Raw genomic sequence first — 14,643 nt, 5'->3', positions numbered from 1 at the left:
AAAGGCGAGCTATTTATTAATACTCGCCTTTTTATCTCTATCCATCTATAGACCTGTACTTTCTAAGTAAGTACGCATTTGTGCAAAGCATTTTTCAATTAATATAGAGCGTGGCTCTTCTTTGCGGATCACAATCCCCAATGGGGCATTAATGGTTGCATCAACAATAGGTACAACATCTAGATCTTGGCTGAGATTTTCCATACCTTTAGCAATAGGGACAATCGAGGCGCAAAACCCTGCATTAACTGATTGTATAAGATGTAATGTAGAACTACTTTCGACCAACACCTTGGGGTGTAAGTTATAACGCTGAAAAGCTAAATCCACGGATTGCCTAAAGTGATTCTCTTTATTTAATAAAGCCAATGGTTGTTTAACCGCTTCATGCCACGAGATAGTTCTTGTTGAAGGCATAAAGTGATTGCGATGAAATAAAAGCCCTAACTCCGTTTGTTTTAATGCATAAATTTCATGCTGTTGAGTATTCGCTTTTTCCAAATAGCAGATACCAATATCAAGGCTATTACTATTAAGACGATCTATAATATTTTCACTATTCGTTGAGAGCACCTGAAAACGGATCTCAGGGAATAGTGCCGATATTTTCTGCAACATCAGCATAGGATTTAAATTGGTTAAAGGCACAATACCTATACGCAGTTGCCCAAATAGTTGCTGTCGAAAGTTAGCGGCTTCTGCTTGTAATCCATCGTAAGCAGATTGCATAGTTTTCGCCCATTTTAATATTTTCTCGCCTTCTTCGGTAAATCCCTCAAAGCGAGAGCTACGCTTGATAAGAACCACATCAAGCTCTTTTTCTAAATTACGTAATCGCATTGATAAGGTAGGTTGCGTAACATGGCACATTTCGGCAGCTTGACCAAAATGTTGCGTTTTATCCAAAGCGATTAAATAAAATAACTGTTTAATATCGATACGCAATAACCTCGTCATTTGCAGGTGAAGGAAATAGTTATCTGTTTTTATATTGCACTATTAACAACACTAAAGTTTGCGCTGTCTATAATTATTTTTCAATAATAAACGAAGAGAAAAGAAATAGTCGTCTTATCGATTAGCTATAAAATAAAAAAAACTCACCCTAATATTGCAACTAAGGTGAGTTTATTTTTACTAAAATATTAGTGTATTAATTAAAGATAAGCTTATTCTTTGATTTGAAAAACTGATACTTTATCGGTCAGATTTTGTGCTTTTTCATCTAACATCATGGTTGAGGTGGCTCCTTGTTCTACTAAAGCCGCATTTTGCTGAACCACAGAATCCATTTGGTTTATCGCAACGGCTATTTGTTCAATTCCCACTTTTTGCTCTTCCGATGCAATGCTAATTCCCTGCATAATATCGCTTACTTTGGTAATTGAGGTGACAATTTCTTGTATATGCTCACCGGTTTTATTAACCAGTTCACGACCATGTGCGACATCCGCCACAGAAGCTCGAATAATCTGATTAATTTCACGAGCTGCTTCCGCACTTCTGGCTGCTAAATTGCGAACCTCTGTTGCAACAACTGTAAAACCCCGCCCTTGCTCCCCTGCACGAGCGGCTTCCACTGCCGCATTCAACGCAAGAATATTGGTTTGACTGGCAATATTGTTTACCACGTCATTGATTTCAGCGACTTTTAACGTACCGACTTCAATTTTTTTCATCGAAGTAATGGCATCATTCATAATGCTAGCGCCATCGATAGCCAAATCACGCGTTTGTGCTGTGATAGAGTTTGCTAATACGGCATTATTGGTATTATTCACTACCGCAATTTTTATCTCTTCCATGCTGGCTGCCGTTTGTTGCAATGCACTCGCTTGCTCCTCTGTACGAGAAGAGAGATCTTGATTACCCGCTGCGATTTCTGCTGAACCGCTTTTGATCACTAATGCTTCTTCTTTCACCAAACCAATAGTCGATGTCAGTGCATTTTGCATATCACCGACATGAGAAAATAGTGTACCAAACTCATCTTTTCTATTTTTGGGTAACGAGAAGTTTAAATTCCCTTCTCCCACTTTTTGCAAAATGGCAGAGAGCGTATTGAGGTTAAAGAGAAAGGTTTTATTAACCCAACGGATCACTAAATAAAGCAGTCCAATCAGTATCACTAAAGCAATACATGTAGTGTAAATAAAGAGTTGAAACATCCATTTTTGTTCGTCTTCTATTTGATCATTAACATTTTGAGTTATCACTAAGTATTCATCAAACAACTCAGCAAGTTTGGAAAAATCTTTCGATAAATCAATATTTTCATAAGCTAGCGTATCAATAGGCGCAATAATAGTATCGACGAGTTTGATAAATAGTGCCGATAATTGTTCTGAGTTTCTTTGTGCGTCAGCACTGATTTTGCTTTCCCTTTCCCAAGCGTTAATTGTCGCTTTTGATTTAGCCGCTAATGTTTTAGCTTCAGAAACTAATCGAGCTTTGGTTTCTTGCATATCTAAATTTTCATGACCAATATTGACTAAAAAGTTAACATGAGAGCGTATGGTTGCTAGTTCATATCTTGCCTCTTGTACATTATTTAATCTCGTGGTTAACGAGTTTAATGAAGCAAAATTATCCTGCATTTGATAAATAAAAAACGATGATAAAGCTGATGTCACTAAGAAAATAGCTAATAGTATAATAGAGCCTACTTTCGCTGTTCTTTCAATACTCATGAAATAATCCACCTCGGTAATTAAATAACATAAATGTATTCATATATCGGCAGTGGATAGATTTTATTTACTCATTAATCAGAATTATCGACACAAATGTTTTACACACACCACCCTCAGTGATAAAAGATGATGTTTTATACTATTATGGTAGTTTATTCTTGTTCATTGATTAACTCTTGTTTCTGCTCTGGCTCTTTTTCGAGATCGTCAATATTAAAGACTGCGGCATTATCCATCAGCACTTGTGCTTTATCGTTTAACATCATGGTAGAAGAGGCGGCGAGATCGACCAAAGAGGCATTTTGTTGTACTACCGTATCCATTTGATTAATTGCTACTGCAATTTGTTCGACACCAAGACGTTGCTCTTCCGACGCTAAACTAATCCCTTGCATGATCTTGTTTACTTTTGAAATGGAAGAGACAATCTCTTGCATGCACTCACCGCTTTTATTCACTAAATTTGTACCATAGGTAACATCATTGATAGATGCTTTAAGAACTTGGCTAATCTCTTTTGCTGCTTCAGCACTTTTTGCGGCTAAGTTCCGTACCTCAGCGGCCACAACGGTGAACCCACGCCCTTGTTCGCCTGCTCTTGCTGCTTCTACGGCAGCATTTAAGGCCAAAATATTAGTTTGATTGGCTAATTTATTAATAACATCATTAATTTCCCCAACTTTCACTGCACCTTGTTCTATTTTCTTCATCGATAATACAGCTTCTTTCATGACATTAGCGCCATCCATAACAATGTCAGTAGATTGATTAATAATATTATTTGCTTCAATTGTATTATCGGTATTGTTAGCAACGGCTATTTTGATCTGCTCCATACTGGCAGCGGTTTGTTGTAACGCACTGGATTGTTCTTCTGTACGAGATGAAAGCTCTTGATTACCAGAAGCAATTTTAAATGCGCCCCCTTTTATATCCATAGCCTCTTTTTTGACAGAAAAGATTGTCGAGGTTAATGCTTTTTGCATATCACTGACACGAGAAAAAAGTTTACCAAACTCATCATTTTTTACTTGTGGTACAGAAAAAACCAAGTCAGCATTACCTACTTTATTTAATATCTCAGACAATGTATTAAGATTAGAAACAAAGGTTTTATTGATCCAATGAAGCACAAAGTACAAAACAATTAATAAAATAATTAATGAGATAATTGTTGAGTAGATAGAAAACTCAACCATTGAATCTTGTTTATGAGTAAGGTAGAGACTATTTTTATTTCTAGTCTGAATATATTTTTCAAATAATTGATCAAGATGTTCAAAATCTTGATCAAATTGATTAGCTTTTATCTTTATTGTCGCTAATTTATTAGGATCTAAAACTAATTTATCTATCAGATTATAAAATAACGTCGAAATATCATCAGCATTTTTTTGTGCTGCAACAGTCATTTTCTTCTCTTTCACCCATGTTTCCATGGTGTTTTTAGCCATGATAGCTAGCTTTTTATTTTGCTGAATAATTTTGTTACGATCTGCGACACGACTATCTTTGTCTTGTAATAGATAATTGACATTAGAACGCATAATAGCCAGTTGATAACGAGCCATCAACACATCGTCATAACGTGCAGATAAGACATCAACTTGAGTAAAATTGTTTTGCATTTTATAAATAAAAAATGAAGATAAGGCAGACGATAGAATAAAAATCAATAACAGTAAAGAAGAGCCTAATTTTACGGTTCGTTTAATACTCATGATAAAAATACCTATATGCGCATATCGATAAGATTTATTTTTTATCGACACAATGATATTTTTATTTAATTATTAGAGATAACACTAGGTCATTGATTTTTATTTTAAATAAATTTTTATATCATAAACAAAATAAGTTATTTTTAATAACTGCTATAATTATTGGTATATTATAAAATAAAACAAACCAATTCTTTTAAAACATAATCCGCTATCAATTAGTGCATTCTTCTTTATGCTCAATATCAATTTTCATTTTATATGACTAATATCATCAACGATTAAAAATAAAAACCTTATTTTTTCAATAAGATACTGATGATACTATCTCATTTTGAGAACAATGATATAATAGGCGCTTTACCTCATAAACTCTGATGATTTACGGAGCTCAATATTTATGCAACCACAATTTGAAAACGCAAAAAACACCGTAAAAACATTATCAGTGTTTGATTTTGATGGTACTTTAACCTATCACGATAGCTTTATCCCTTTTCTAAAGTTTGCCTTTGGGCGTCGTAAATTTGCTCGTCGTATTATCAAAATGGTATTCCCCACATTACGTTGTTTTAGACGTAAACTGACTCGTGATGAATTAAAAGAAGTGCTGATTAAAACTTTTTTAACCGATATCAAAGAAGAATGGCTCAAAGAAAAAGCCGAAGCCTTTTGTAAAGCTTACTGGACTAAGTTAATGCGTCCTGCAGGTTTATTAGCCGTTGCTGAAGAGATTAACCGTCATGCTGAAGTGACCATTTGTTCAGCTTCTCCAGCTATGGTGTTGCAACCTTTTGCGGATCGACTTGGTATAAAGTTAATAGGAACAACACTTGAAGTGGTTGATGGTGTGCTGACAGGAAAAATCATTGGCAATAACTGCCGTTGTGGCGAAAAAATCAAACGATTAGAGCGTGTCTATGGCGATCTTACTCAATACCACTTAAGAGCGTGGGGCGATTCACGTGGTGATCATGAATTACTCTATGCTGCACAAGATCCACATTGGCGCTATTTCCACACAGGAAGTAATAAGTCAAAAAAATCACCTATTAAAATAACGCTTAAAAAAGACTCATAAGTGATTATATAAAAATAAAGCGGGAAACGTATTTTCCCGCTTTATCCATAAACTAACTATTTATCTAGTCATCTTGGCGCTTTTATTAGCGAAAGATTAAATATTGACGCCATGTTGTGCGGCTAGTGCGCCTAAACCACCCGCAAAACCTTGGCCTACTGCTTTAAATTTCCAATCTGAACCATGACGATAGAGTTCACCAAAGATCATCGCCGTCTCCGTAGAGGCATCTTCAGAAAGATCAAAACGTGCAATTTCAGTGTTATTGTCGTTATTATAAACGCGCATAAAACTGTTGCTCACCATACCAAAGTTTTGTTTGCGGTTTTCAGCATCGTAAATAGTGACAGCAAAAACCAGTTTTTTCACTTCAGCAGGAACTTTGGATAAAGTGATTTTGACTTGTTCATCATCACCTTCGCCTTCTCCAGTACGATTATCGCCTTGGTGTTCAACACTACCACATTGGCTCACTTTATTATTAAAGAAGATAAAACTTGCATCTGAAAGCACTTTTCCATCTTCACCGACCATGAATACTGACGCATCTAAATCAAATTCAGCGCCATCTGTCACGCGGGCATCCCATCCTAAACCAACCATAGCCACCGTCATGGTTGGTGCTTCTTTAGTTAGCGAAACATTACCACCTTTAACAAGGGAAACAGCCATATCAAAGCTCCTACTGTGTTGAATAAACTGACAATTAGGAATAACTGCCAGTAATTTGTGATTTCATAACATACGATTAAGAGGCGTTAATACCATATTGCGCACATACTGAGCCTAAGCCCCCTGCATATCCTTGGCCTACAGCACGGAATTTCCACTCACCGTTATGACGATATAACTCACCAAATAACATCGCCGTTTCCGTTGATGCATCTTCCGTTAAATCATAACGAGCAACTTCAATTTGGTTGTCATCATTAACTAAACGAATAAACGCACCAGATACCTGACCAAAGCTTTGACGACGCGCTTGCGCTTCATGGATAGTCACTACAAAGATAATTTTTTCGACATCACTGGGGATGGTATCTAGTTTGATTTTTAGTGCTTCATCATCACCATCACCTTCACCTGTTCGGTTATCACCAGTGTGAACAACAGAGCCGTCGGCAGATCTTAAGTTGTTATAAAAAATGAAATCGGCATCGCTACGTACTTTTCCATTAGCGGCTAACAGAAATGCAGATGCATCTAAGTCAAAATCTTGACCATCTGTAGAACGGGCATCCCAACCAAGTCCGACTAGGACGTTTTTCATCGTTGGGGCTGCTTTGCTTAAAGAAACATTACCACCTTTAGAAAGAGAAACGCTCATCTTCAACCTCTTCAATTTATGTTGCGATATTCTAATTTCCCAAGAATATCGGTTATCATTATTTACCTTATTTATTCTTTTTTTCTGGGAATACAAAACTTGCCAGAATACCCAGAGCAAGAACACCAAGCACTACGAATAGGCTGGTTGTCGCGGAAATGCTATATCCATGCTGCCAAATATGATCTGTTGCATTAAGCCCCAGCTTTACAGCAATAAAGAACAGCAATGCAATAACCGCTTTTTCAAGGTGAATCAGATACTGTTTTAATGCCTCTAACACAAAGTAGAGAGTACGTAAGCCCAAAATAGCGAACATCATTGCACTATAAACAATCAGTGGCTCACGACTAACGGCAATGATTGCAGGCACCGAATCGAAAGCAAACATCACATCAGAAAGCTCTACCACCGCCACACACAACATAAGCGGTGTCGCATATAACGCAGCTTTTGTACCTCGCCCGATAGTTATGTCTTTGTTTTCCGGTTTTGCTAACTCTGCATCAACCTCTTTTTGTGTTAATAAGAAGGCATGTCCAGTAATTTTTGGCCATATAGGGAAAAATCGTTTTACTAAGCGATAAGCAAGGTGCTGTGAATAGTCTTCAATTTCTTCACTATCATTCCCACTTCTCAGCATCATTACGGCTGTCCAAGCAACAATCAGAGCAAAGACTATCTCAACGTAAGGCCCTAAACTTAATAAGCCGGTACCAATAGCAACAAAGATCGCACGGAATACAATGGCACCAATGATCCCCCAATACAGAATGCGGTGACGGAAACGATCAGGAACCGCAAACCAAGAGAAAATCGCCATCATGACAAATAGGTTATCGACAGACAGTACTTTCTCTAATGCATAACCCGTCACGAATAAGCTTGCAACTTCTGCACCATGGTGGACGTATAAAAAACCCGCGAATGCCATGGCAACGACTACCCAGAATATTGACCAAAAAACAGCATTCTTTAACGTTATCGGCTTATCTGCACGATGCATAAATAAATCGATAAAAATAGCGCCTATCGCAAGTACAACAAAAACAATGACAGTTTCTGTCGGAAAACCAATATGTGTGGATACCATAATTATTCCTAAACGGTTCCCTATATAAAATTAATTACAAATCAAACTCTGCGGGCTCAAAGCCTAATGCAACGGCAATAGCACGCACCGCCTCTTTTTCGTCATTGTCAAAATCACCATCACTTTTCGCAACAGCAATACCGACACGGATCGCTAATTGTGCAGCTTCTGGCTGATCTTTCATTGCCAGAATATACTTCATCGTTTCACCTTTACCGACTTCAGTATCAAATTCAAAACTGCTAATTAGCTTATTAAAGAATTCGATCACCTCGGAGGTATCAAAGACTTTAAGCTCTTCTGATGCTTTTAAAAAACCGAGCATCTTCTGCTTTTCTTCAGAACTCACACCATCGCTGGCAATAGCGATACGAGCACAAACTGCGACCGTACCTTGCATAAATTTTTTGTTTTTAAAACGACTGACTTGCTTAGTTAACTCCGCTCGCCCGGAATTAAAACCTTCTTTTAATTTATTGAAAAAACTCATTTTTATTCTCCTTATTTCGTGTATTCACTTAGATCCAGCAGTCCAGCGAAATCCCCATCCGTAGGCATTATCCATATCGCGATGGCCTTTAAAAAATTCATTGAGACGTTCAACTTTGATTGATCCGTTTTCATTAACAAGTCGTGCGATGGCACACATAGCTCGACCATTATTACCATCCGTTAAACGTGTTTCGATAGGTGGTTGCTCGGGAACATGAATAGTGACCACACCATCTGTTTTACTCCAGTTAGGAACCCCTTCATAAATAAAAGTAAAAATAAGCACTTGCTTGATATTTTTCCATTCACGTCCATTGATAAAAATCCACTCGCCACCCGCTACATCACCAGTGCGATCATCACCTTGTAACTCAACATAAGGCATGCGATTAAAATCACCGAATCCATTTCCTAAGGCTTGGATCACTGACTTATAACCATCTTGTAGTTCAACAAAGGCGCCAATATCTAAATCAATACCTTTGTTACCACCAAATAATCCACCTAATAACCCGGAACCACCGCTTTTACTTTCTCGATGCCAATCGAGGTTAATGCGGATTTTGCCGAAATCATCCTTTTTAGTTAAGCTAATTGCCGGTTTCTCTTTAGTTAGCGAAACCTTGCTTAACTTCACTGAGCTCGGTGCTGGTGCTGGTGCTGGTGCTGGTTCAGGATCAGCAATATCAACACCAAAATATTCCGCCAATGGTTTTAATCCACCGTTAAATCCTTGTGCAATAAACCGAAATTTCCAGCTTCCATTGCGACGGTATAGCTCACCTAAAATTAATGCCGCTTCAGTGCGTCCATCGATATCAACATGGCCGTTCGCAACGACATTATTGTTAGCATCAACTTGAATAGACAAATGTTGTAGATGAGCAATGGTTTGTTGCCCCTCACAAGTAGCTGTAAAAGCAATTCTATCGACATCAGGACGTAAGCGAGTTAAGTCAACCGTAAACGACGTGCTATTACCTGCTGTTGCATAAATAATAGTACGGTCATCATTAGTGGTTTGACCATAAAACACCATATCAGCATCACCGTTCACTTTTCCTGAGGCATAAAGCCTAAATGCAGATACATCAACAGGTGAGCCTGAGTGAATACGCACCATTAACGTTTGATCAGGTACGGATATATTTCCGCCAGGTGTTAGGGTCATTTATCGCACCACCGTCGCCAAAATATCTGGCATCATCTCGTCAATGACAAGCCCTTTACAAGGTGAGCCAAAAGCCGTGAAATCCCATTGTCCGTGATTACGTTGTAAAGCGGCAATCACGATCCCAGTATGAGCGCCTTGTTCCGTTAATTTGTAATGAGCAAGCTCTTTATTGGTTGTTTTATCGACAACTCGACAAAACGCATTTTCAACTTCATTAAAGGTCTGCCCACGGAAACTATTGACAGTGAAAACCAAATATTCAACCAATGAAGGAAGACGATTTAAATCAACAAAAATAGTTTCATCATCACCATCACCCTCTCCTGTTAAGTTATCTCCTGAGTGAATAACGGACTGACAAGTTGATTTTAGTTTACGAAACCAAATAGTATCGATTTGTTTACCATTTACATCGAGTAATACACAACTTGCATCTAAATCTATCGAATTATTACCACCAAAGAGTCCACCGAGAAATCCCTTTTTCTTAATAGGATCCCAGCCTAAACCAAACATTAGGTGACTCAGTGCAGGGGCTTGTTTACTGAGAGAGACTGTCTGATCCTTGCGTAATGAAACCATAATTAACTCCCTTCAAAGGTAGAATGAAACAACAATATCACTTGCATATAAATACAAATTATAAATCATCATATCATGATGAAGTAGTTCGGCAATTCTATTTTTATCAACTTACTTCAAGAGATTGTAAACATATTGAAATAAAAGAAATTTTTATAGATAAACACAATTAAAACTTAAGTTAAAAACAAAAAATACCGCATTAACCTAATTATTTTAAATTAAAGTAAAATAGATCACATTATGATTGACATGATAAAATAGAAACTTCATGATGAGAAAACAGGTTTTAGCTTAAACATTCACAGTATGTGACGTTATGTTCAACACGGCTTAGCTTATACCCAGATAAATGCACTTAAAAAACTAATTAGTACGGATAATAAAGAATAATGAATAGTTTGATTGGCTCTTCTGTTTATCGTCGCCAACTCACTTGTGGCACATTAAGCGTAACGCCAAATTGCTCATTAGAACATCTTGATGAACTTTTTGATATTGCGGAAAGACGCAACCCTAAGCGCGCTTTTTTGTTTGTCAGTAAAGTATTAGGGCGCCATATTCCTGTTTCACCTAAGAAAATGCGTGAAACTTATCAACAAATGGCCAAACAATTTCCTCAATCACTCGAAGGCCCTATTCTTTTTATTGGTATGGCAGAAACTGCGGTCGGTTTAGGTGCGGGGATTTTTGATGAAGTAAGAGATCGCTATCCTCAAGCCCTCTACCTTACTTCAACGCGCCATCCTATTGCTGATGGTGAATTATTCTGTAAATTTAAAGAAAATCACAGTCATGCAACTGATCACCTACTTTATTTGCCTCATAACCTAGAACAACGCCAATGGATCCAGCAAGCGAAAACCATTGTGTTAATTGATGATGAAGCAACCACAGGTAATACCTTTCTTAACTTGCTGTCTGCATTACGTGAAGAAGGTAAGTTAACACAAATTAAGCAGATTATTGCTGTCACATTAACCGATTGGAGTGGTGATGCTCTGCAAAAGCGTTCACCATTACCCATAACAACCTTCTCTTTAGTGCAGGGAAAATGGCAATGGCAAGCCAATCCCGATGCACCATTACCTGTTATGCCAAATGTCAATATTACTGCTTCAGGACAGGTTGCTATCACAGGAAAACAAAGCTGGGGACGCTTAGGCATGACAACCCCTGCTAATGATCTTGGCCTATTTATTCATGTTTCTGAGGGTGAAAAAATATTGGTTTTAGGCTCTGGTGAATTTGTCTGGGAACCCTTTTTATTAGCAGAACGCTTAGAAAAACAAGGGGCTATTGTAAAATATAGCTCGACGACTCGCTCACCTATTGCCACTAATTTTGCTATCCAATCAGCGATAACTTTTACTGATAATTACGGATTAGGCATTCCTAACTTTGTCTATAACGTGGCTCATCAGCAATTTGATCGCATTCTGCTTTGTTGTGAACCCCCTGCCGAAAGTATTGATAGTCAACTTATTGAGGCTCTCTATAAAGTTGCCCCTATTGTTGAAGTAATTAGCTATGACTAACCCTGTTATTTTAGCCGATCTTGACGATACCTTATTTCAAACTCGTCGCAAAATGGTGGATGAGTTAGCGCTTGCACCCTATAAAACTGGTGCGTTGGATAGAAGTTTAGCGCCACGTAGCTTTATGACTCAAGAGCAAGCTATGCTGGTTGATTGGATGCTAGAACATGCTGATTTAATTCCAGTCACAGCACGTGGAACGGAAGAAATGAGCCGTGTCACTATTCCTTTTCATTCATGGGCTATTACCACACACGGTGCTGTTGTCTTAACCCCAGAAAAAGTCGCAGATGAACAATGGCAACACCATATCACACAAAGCTTAACACCTTATAAGCAACCTTTACTTAGGTTACAGCAATCTATTACCCAATTAATGGCTGAACGTAATATTGATGGTTGGGCGAGAATTAACTATGAATATGATGATTTACCCATTTATTTAGTGATGAAGCATAACGATAGCGCTCGATTAGATGAGCTATATGCTATCGGTGATGAGATAGAAAAAATATTCTCAACCAAAGGTTTTTATATTCATCGTAACAGTAACAATATTGCTTGGTTACCTGAGCCAATTGAAAAAGGTAAAGCCGTCACTTATTTGCTTAATAAATTAAAAGCAGAACGTGGCGTTTTTCCTGTAATTGGTTTCGGCGATAGCCTAAGTGATCATCGCTTTATGAAATTATGCAATTGGTATGCTATTCCCCGCCAAAGCCAATTCGCGAATGCGATCAACACAAAAATTTTTGGAGAATAAACATGATGGATCATCAGCCTTTTTCAGGCTCTTATCTACTGGGTGATGTTGATTTTTTACTGCAACCCGTCAAGATTGAAATGACACCTGTTGAGTTAAAAGAAGAACTTATACAGTCTGGTAAACGTCACTATTCTGATATGTTAAGCCAAGAGCCAGAACCCACAACCTGGCATCTTGAACTGTTTGAAAAAGCACTGGCTGCTGGCGCAACACGTTTAGCTACACAAGTAATTATGCTAGCAAAATCACTTATTGCGCATTTTGGTGACACCCCTATTATTCTGACAAGTCTTGTGCGTGCGGGTGTTCCACTTGGCGTGATGTTACAACAGACCTTGCGCAAAATGGGAAAAACGTCTTATCACTATGGTATTAGCATTATTCGTGATAGAGGTATTGATAACGAAGCGCTTTCATGGATTGAGCAACGCCATGGGACAGAAGGTATTGTATTTGTTGATGGGTGGACAGGAAAAGGCGCTATCACAAATGAGTTAATTCGTTCATTGGCGGGACGTGAAGGTTTTCCTGCACAACCCCATCTTGTCGTCCTTGCTGATCCTTGTGGTTGCGCTTGGTTAAGTGCCAGTGATGAAGATTGGCTAATCCCTTTTGGGATTATGGGAGCGCCCGTTTCAGGATTAATTTCACGTTCAATTTGGACAGAGCAAGGCTTCCATGGTTTTGTCGATTGCCAACATTTAAAACAATATGAATGTAGTCGCTATCTTGTTGATAAAGTCGGAAAAATAGTTGACGCCTTAATAGATAACGATATTCCACTCGCCACATTTAAACATCAACCGTCAGACTTAAAAAAACTGAGCGAAAATGTCGTTAGTTTACTTGCCAACAAATATGACATTTCAAATATCAATCGTATAAAACCCGGTATTGCTGAAGCAACTCGCGCCGTTTTACGCCGTGTACCTGAGCATATTCTGGTAAAAGAAATTGCAGATCCCGATGTTGCACTACTGATTTATCTTGCTAAACAAAAAAATATTACTGTAACCGAGGCAGGTAAAGCATTAGGACAATATCGTGCCGTTACTATCATTAAAAAGGTGCAATAATGATTGAACGATTATCCCCTTGGAATTTAGGGGCAACGCTGTATATGCCCGCAACACGAACCGATATCGCCGCAACAATTATTGATCAAAAAATTGATGGATTACGTTCATTAATTATTTGTTTAGAAGATGCCGTCAGTGATACTGATATTCCACAAGCATTACAAAATCTAGCAACATTATTAACCACATTATCAGACTATAAAAAGCATCATGATTGTACTGAATGGCCGTTGCTATTTATACGCCCCCGCCATACAGAAATGGCGCAATGGCTGGTTGAACATGTAGATTTAACCGTGATTGACGGCTTAGTATTACCTAAATTTACCCAAGCTTCATTACCCCTTTGGTGGCGTATCATCAAACCCACCCATTTATGTATGATGCCAACATTGGAAACAGAAGAAGTGTTCGACGTTCTTCAAATGACCTCACTGGCAGACTTGCTACTAGCCCACCCTTGCCATAAGAGAATTATTGCCTTACGTATCGGTGGAAATGATTTAATGAATGTTATTTCTCTTAGACGTAATCGCCATTTAACACTCTATGATGGACCTATGGGATACGTGATAAAAATGTTGGTTGCTGTATTTGGTGCTCGTCAGTTTGCGCTTACCGCTCCTGTTTGTGAGCATATTGATGATCAACAAATTATGGATAGAGAATTAGCCCTCGATATTGCCAATGGTTTAGTGGGTAAAACCGCTATTCATCCCAAGCAGATAGACAAAATAGAACAGGCATTAATGGTATCTCAGTCTGATCATTCCGATGCGTTGCGCATCTTAAATTCAACACAAGCCGTATTTAAATCTCATGGTGCCATGTGTGAACCGGCAACACATCGCCGTTGGGCATTAAGTATTTTAACTAGAGCAAAACTGTATGGCATTATTCCCAATTCAAAAAATAGTGTTCAACGATTTAATACACCATAAGTTTAAATATTCGTTTTTATATTTACTATAAGCATTTTTTTATTTATTAATATTTTAAACTTAGTCTCTAGTTGAAGAATAATATCTTTAACTAGAACTTCTATTTATAAAACTTTAACATATTATTTAACAATATTTTTATTTCGGTTGTTATTT

14 protein-coding genes are annotated in these 14,643 nt (G+C 37.9%); 5 read left to right on the top strand and 9 right to left on the bottom strand.

Annotated elements, in window-relative coordinates; genetic code table 11:
• Positions 1-45: 45 nt before the first annotated feature.
• The 3 genes from HMPREF3129_RS16430 to HMPREF3129_RS16420 all read right to left on the bottom strand — a co-directional run bounded on the left by HMPREF3129_RS16430 (position 46) and on the right by HMPREF3129_RS16420 (position 4,414).
• Complete coding sequence (locus HMPREF3129_RS16430) at positions 46-945, bottom strand: LysR family transcriptional regulator (protein WP_223302947.1); 900 nt, start codon at positions 943-945, stop codon at positions 46-48.
• A 224-nt stretch (positions 946-1,169) separates the two neighbouring features.
• Positions 1,170-2,690, bottom strand: a complete 1,521-nt coding sequence (locus HMPREF3129_RS16425) for a methyl-accepting chemotaxis protein (RefSeq protein WP_004249448.1) — start codon at positions 2,688-2,690, stop codon at positions 1,170-1,172.
• Between the two features lie 155 nt (positions 2,691-2,845).
• On the bottom strand, positions 2,846-4,414 hold the full coding sequence (locus HMPREF3129_RS16420) for a methyl-accepting chemotaxis protein (RefSeq protein WP_070487149.1): 1,569 nt from the start codon (positions 4,412-4,414) through the stop codon (positions 2,846-2,848).
• Between the two features lie 400 nt (positions 4,415-4,814).
• Between HMPREF3129_RS16420 and HMPREF3129_RS16415 the strand changes: the two genes are divergently transcribed.
• Positions 4,815-5,495, top strand: coding sequence for an HAD family hydrolase (locus HMPREF3129_RS16415; protein WP_004245602.1), 681 nt, complete (start codon positions 4,815-4,817; stop codon positions 5,493-5,495).
• A 96-nt stretch (positions 5,496-5,591) separates the two neighbouring features.
• Here the strand turns inward: HMPREF3129_RS16415 and HMPREF3129_RS16410 are convergent, their stop codons facing one another.
• The 6 genes from HMPREF3129_RS16410 to HMPREF3129_RS16385 form a co-directional block, all read right to left on the bottom strand.
• Positions 5,592-6,167 (bottom strand): TerD family protein, encoded by a 576-nt coding sequence (locus HMPREF3129_RS16410; protein WP_004245603.1) that lies wholly within the window; start codon positions 6,165-6,167, stop codon positions 5,592-5,594.
• Positions 6,168-6,243: 76 nt separating this feature from the next.
• Positions 6,244-6,822, bottom strand: a complete 579-nt coding sequence (terD, locus tag HMPREF3129_RS16405) for a tellurium resistance membrane protein TerD (RefSeq protein ID WP_004249446.1) — start codon at positions 6,820-6,822, stop codon at positions 6,244-6,246.
• A 67-nt stretch (positions 6,823-6,889) separates the two neighbouring features.
• On the bottom strand, positions 6,890-7,915 hold the full coding sequence (locus HMPREF3129_RS16400) for a TerC/Alx family metal homeostasis membrane protein (RefSeq protein ID WP_004249445.1): 1,026 nt from the start codon (positions 7,913-7,915) through the stop codon (positions 6,890-6,892).
• Positions 7,916-7,949: 34 nt separating this feature from the next.
• Positions 7,950-8,405 carry a tellurite resistance TerB family protein gene (locus tag HMPREF3129_RS16395; protein WP_004245607.1) on the bottom strand — a complete coding sequence of 152 codons (456 nt, stop codon included), beginning with the start codon at positions 8,403-8,405 and terminating at the stop codon, positions 7,950-7,952.
• Between the two features lie 24 nt (positions 8,406-8,429).
• Entirely contained in the window at positions 8,430-9,578 is a 1,149-nt protein-coding gene (locus HMPREF3129_RS16390; protein ID WP_070487147.1) for a TerD family protein, read from the bottom strand.
• Complete coding sequence (locus HMPREF3129_RS16385; RefSeq protein WP_004245609.1) at positions 9,579-10,163, bottom strand: TerD family protein; 585 nt, start codon at positions 10,161-10,163, stop codon at positions 9,579-9,581.
• Positions 10,164-10,555: 392 nt separating this feature from the next.
• Here HMPREF3129_RS16385 and HMPREF3129_RS16380 point away from each other — a divergent pair, with 392 nt between their 5' ends.
• The 4 genes from HMPREF3129_RS16380 to HMPREF3129_RS16365 are packed head-to-tail and all read left to right on the top strand — an operon-like array spanning position 10,556 to position 14,487.
• Positions 10,556-11,701: a phosphoribosyltransferase domain-containing protein gene (locus HMPREF3129_RS16380; RefSeq protein WP_070487145.1), complete on the top strand. Its 1,146-nt coding sequence runs from the start codon at positions 10,556-10,558 to the stop codon at positions 11,699-11,701.
• Entirely contained in the window at positions 11,694-12,464 is a 771-nt protein-coding gene (locus HMPREF3129_RS16375) for an HAD family hydrolase (protein ID WP_004245612.1), read from the top strand. Before HMPREF3129_RS16380 ends, HMPREF3129_RS16375 begins: the two co-directional genes overlap by 8 nt.
• Positions 12,465-12,466: 2 nt before the next feature.
• On the top strand, positions 12,467-13,543 hold the full coding sequence (locus HMPREF3129_RS16370) for a cysteine protease StiP family protein (RefSeq protein ID WP_036919015.1): 1,077 nt from the start codon (positions 12,467-12,469) through the stop codon (positions 13,541-13,543).
• Positions 13,543-14,487, top strand: coding sequence for an HpcH/HpaI aldolase/citrate lyase family protein (locus HMPREF3129_RS16365; protein WP_004245614.1), 945 nt, complete (start codon positions 13,543-13,545; stop codon positions 14,485-14,487). The genes HMPREF3129_RS16370 and HMPREF3129_RS16365 overlap by 1 nt, the downstream gene beginning before the upstream one ends.
• Positions 14,488-14,643: the final 156 nt, after the last annotated feature.

It is taken from the genome of Proteus sp. HMSC14B05, from assembly GCF_001808035.1.
In the GTDB taxonomy this organism is placed as follows: Bacteria; Pseudomonadota; Gammaproteobacteria; order Enterobacterales; family Enterobacteriaceae; genus Proteus; species Proteus mirabilis.
Note: the sequence above shows the minus strand (reverse complement) of the source record. Positions and strands in the feature narration are given on the sequence as shown.

What these genes read in the sequence shown, in the direction of transcription:
- HMPREF3129_RS16420 (WP_070487149.1), bottom strand. Translation starts at nt 4,414, where the DNA reads ATGAGTATTAAACGAACCGTAAAATTAGGCTCTTCTTTACTGTTATTG.
- terD (WP_004249446.1), bottom strand. Translation starts at nt 6,822, where the DNA reads ATGAGCGTTTCTCTTTCTAAAGGTGGTAATGTTTCTTTAAGCAAAGCA.
- HMPREF3129_RS16375 (WP_004245612.1), top strand. Translation starts at nt 11,694, where the DNA reads ATGACTAACCCTGTTATTTTAGCCGATCTTGACGATACCTTATTTCAA.
- HMPREF3129_RS16370 (WP_036919015.1), top strand. Translation starts at nt 12,467, where the DNA reads ATGATGGATCATCAGCCTTTTTCAGGCTCTTATCTACTGGGTGATGTT.
- HMPREF3129_RS16365 (WP_004245614.1), top strand. Translation starts at nt 13,543, where the DNA reads ATGATTGAACGATTATCCCCTTGGAATTTAGGGGCAACGCTGTATATG.
- HMPREF3129_RS16400 (WP_004249445.1), bottom strand. Translation starts at nt 7,915, where the DNA reads ATGGTATCCACACATATTGGTTTTCCGACAGAAACTGTCATTGTTTTT.
- HMPREF3129_RS16395 (WP_004245607.1), bottom strand. Translation starts at nt 8,405, where the DNA reads ATGAGTTTTTTCAATAAATTAAAAGAAGGTTTTAATTCCGGGCGAGCG.
- HMPREF3129_RS16415 (WP_004245602.1), top strand. Translation starts at nt 4,815, where the DNA reads ATGCAACCACAATTTGAAAACGCAAAAAACACCGTAAAAACATTATCA.
- HMPREF3129_RS16380 (WP_070487145.1), top strand. Translation starts at nt 10,556, where the DNA reads ATGAATAGTTTGATTGGCTCTTCTGTTTATCGTCGCCAACTCACTTGT.
- HMPREF3129_RS16425 (WP_004249448.1), bottom strand. Translation starts at nt 2,690, where the DNA reads ATGAGTATTGAAAGAACAGCGAAAGTAGGCTCTATTATACTATTAGCT.
- HMPREF3129_RS16410 (WP_004245603.1), bottom strand. Translation starts at nt 6,167, where the DNA reads ATGGCTGTTTCCCTTGTTAAAGGTGGTAATGTTTCGCTAACTAAAGAA.
- HMPREF3129_RS16390 (WP_070487147.1), bottom strand. Translation starts at nt 9,578, where the DNA reads ATGACCCTAACACCTGGCGGAAATATATCCGTACCTGATCAAACGTTA.
- HMPREF3129_RS16385 (WP_004245609.1), bottom strand. Translation starts at nt 10,163, where the DNA reads ATGGTTTCATTACGCAAGGATCAGACAGTCTCTCTCAGTAAACAAGCC.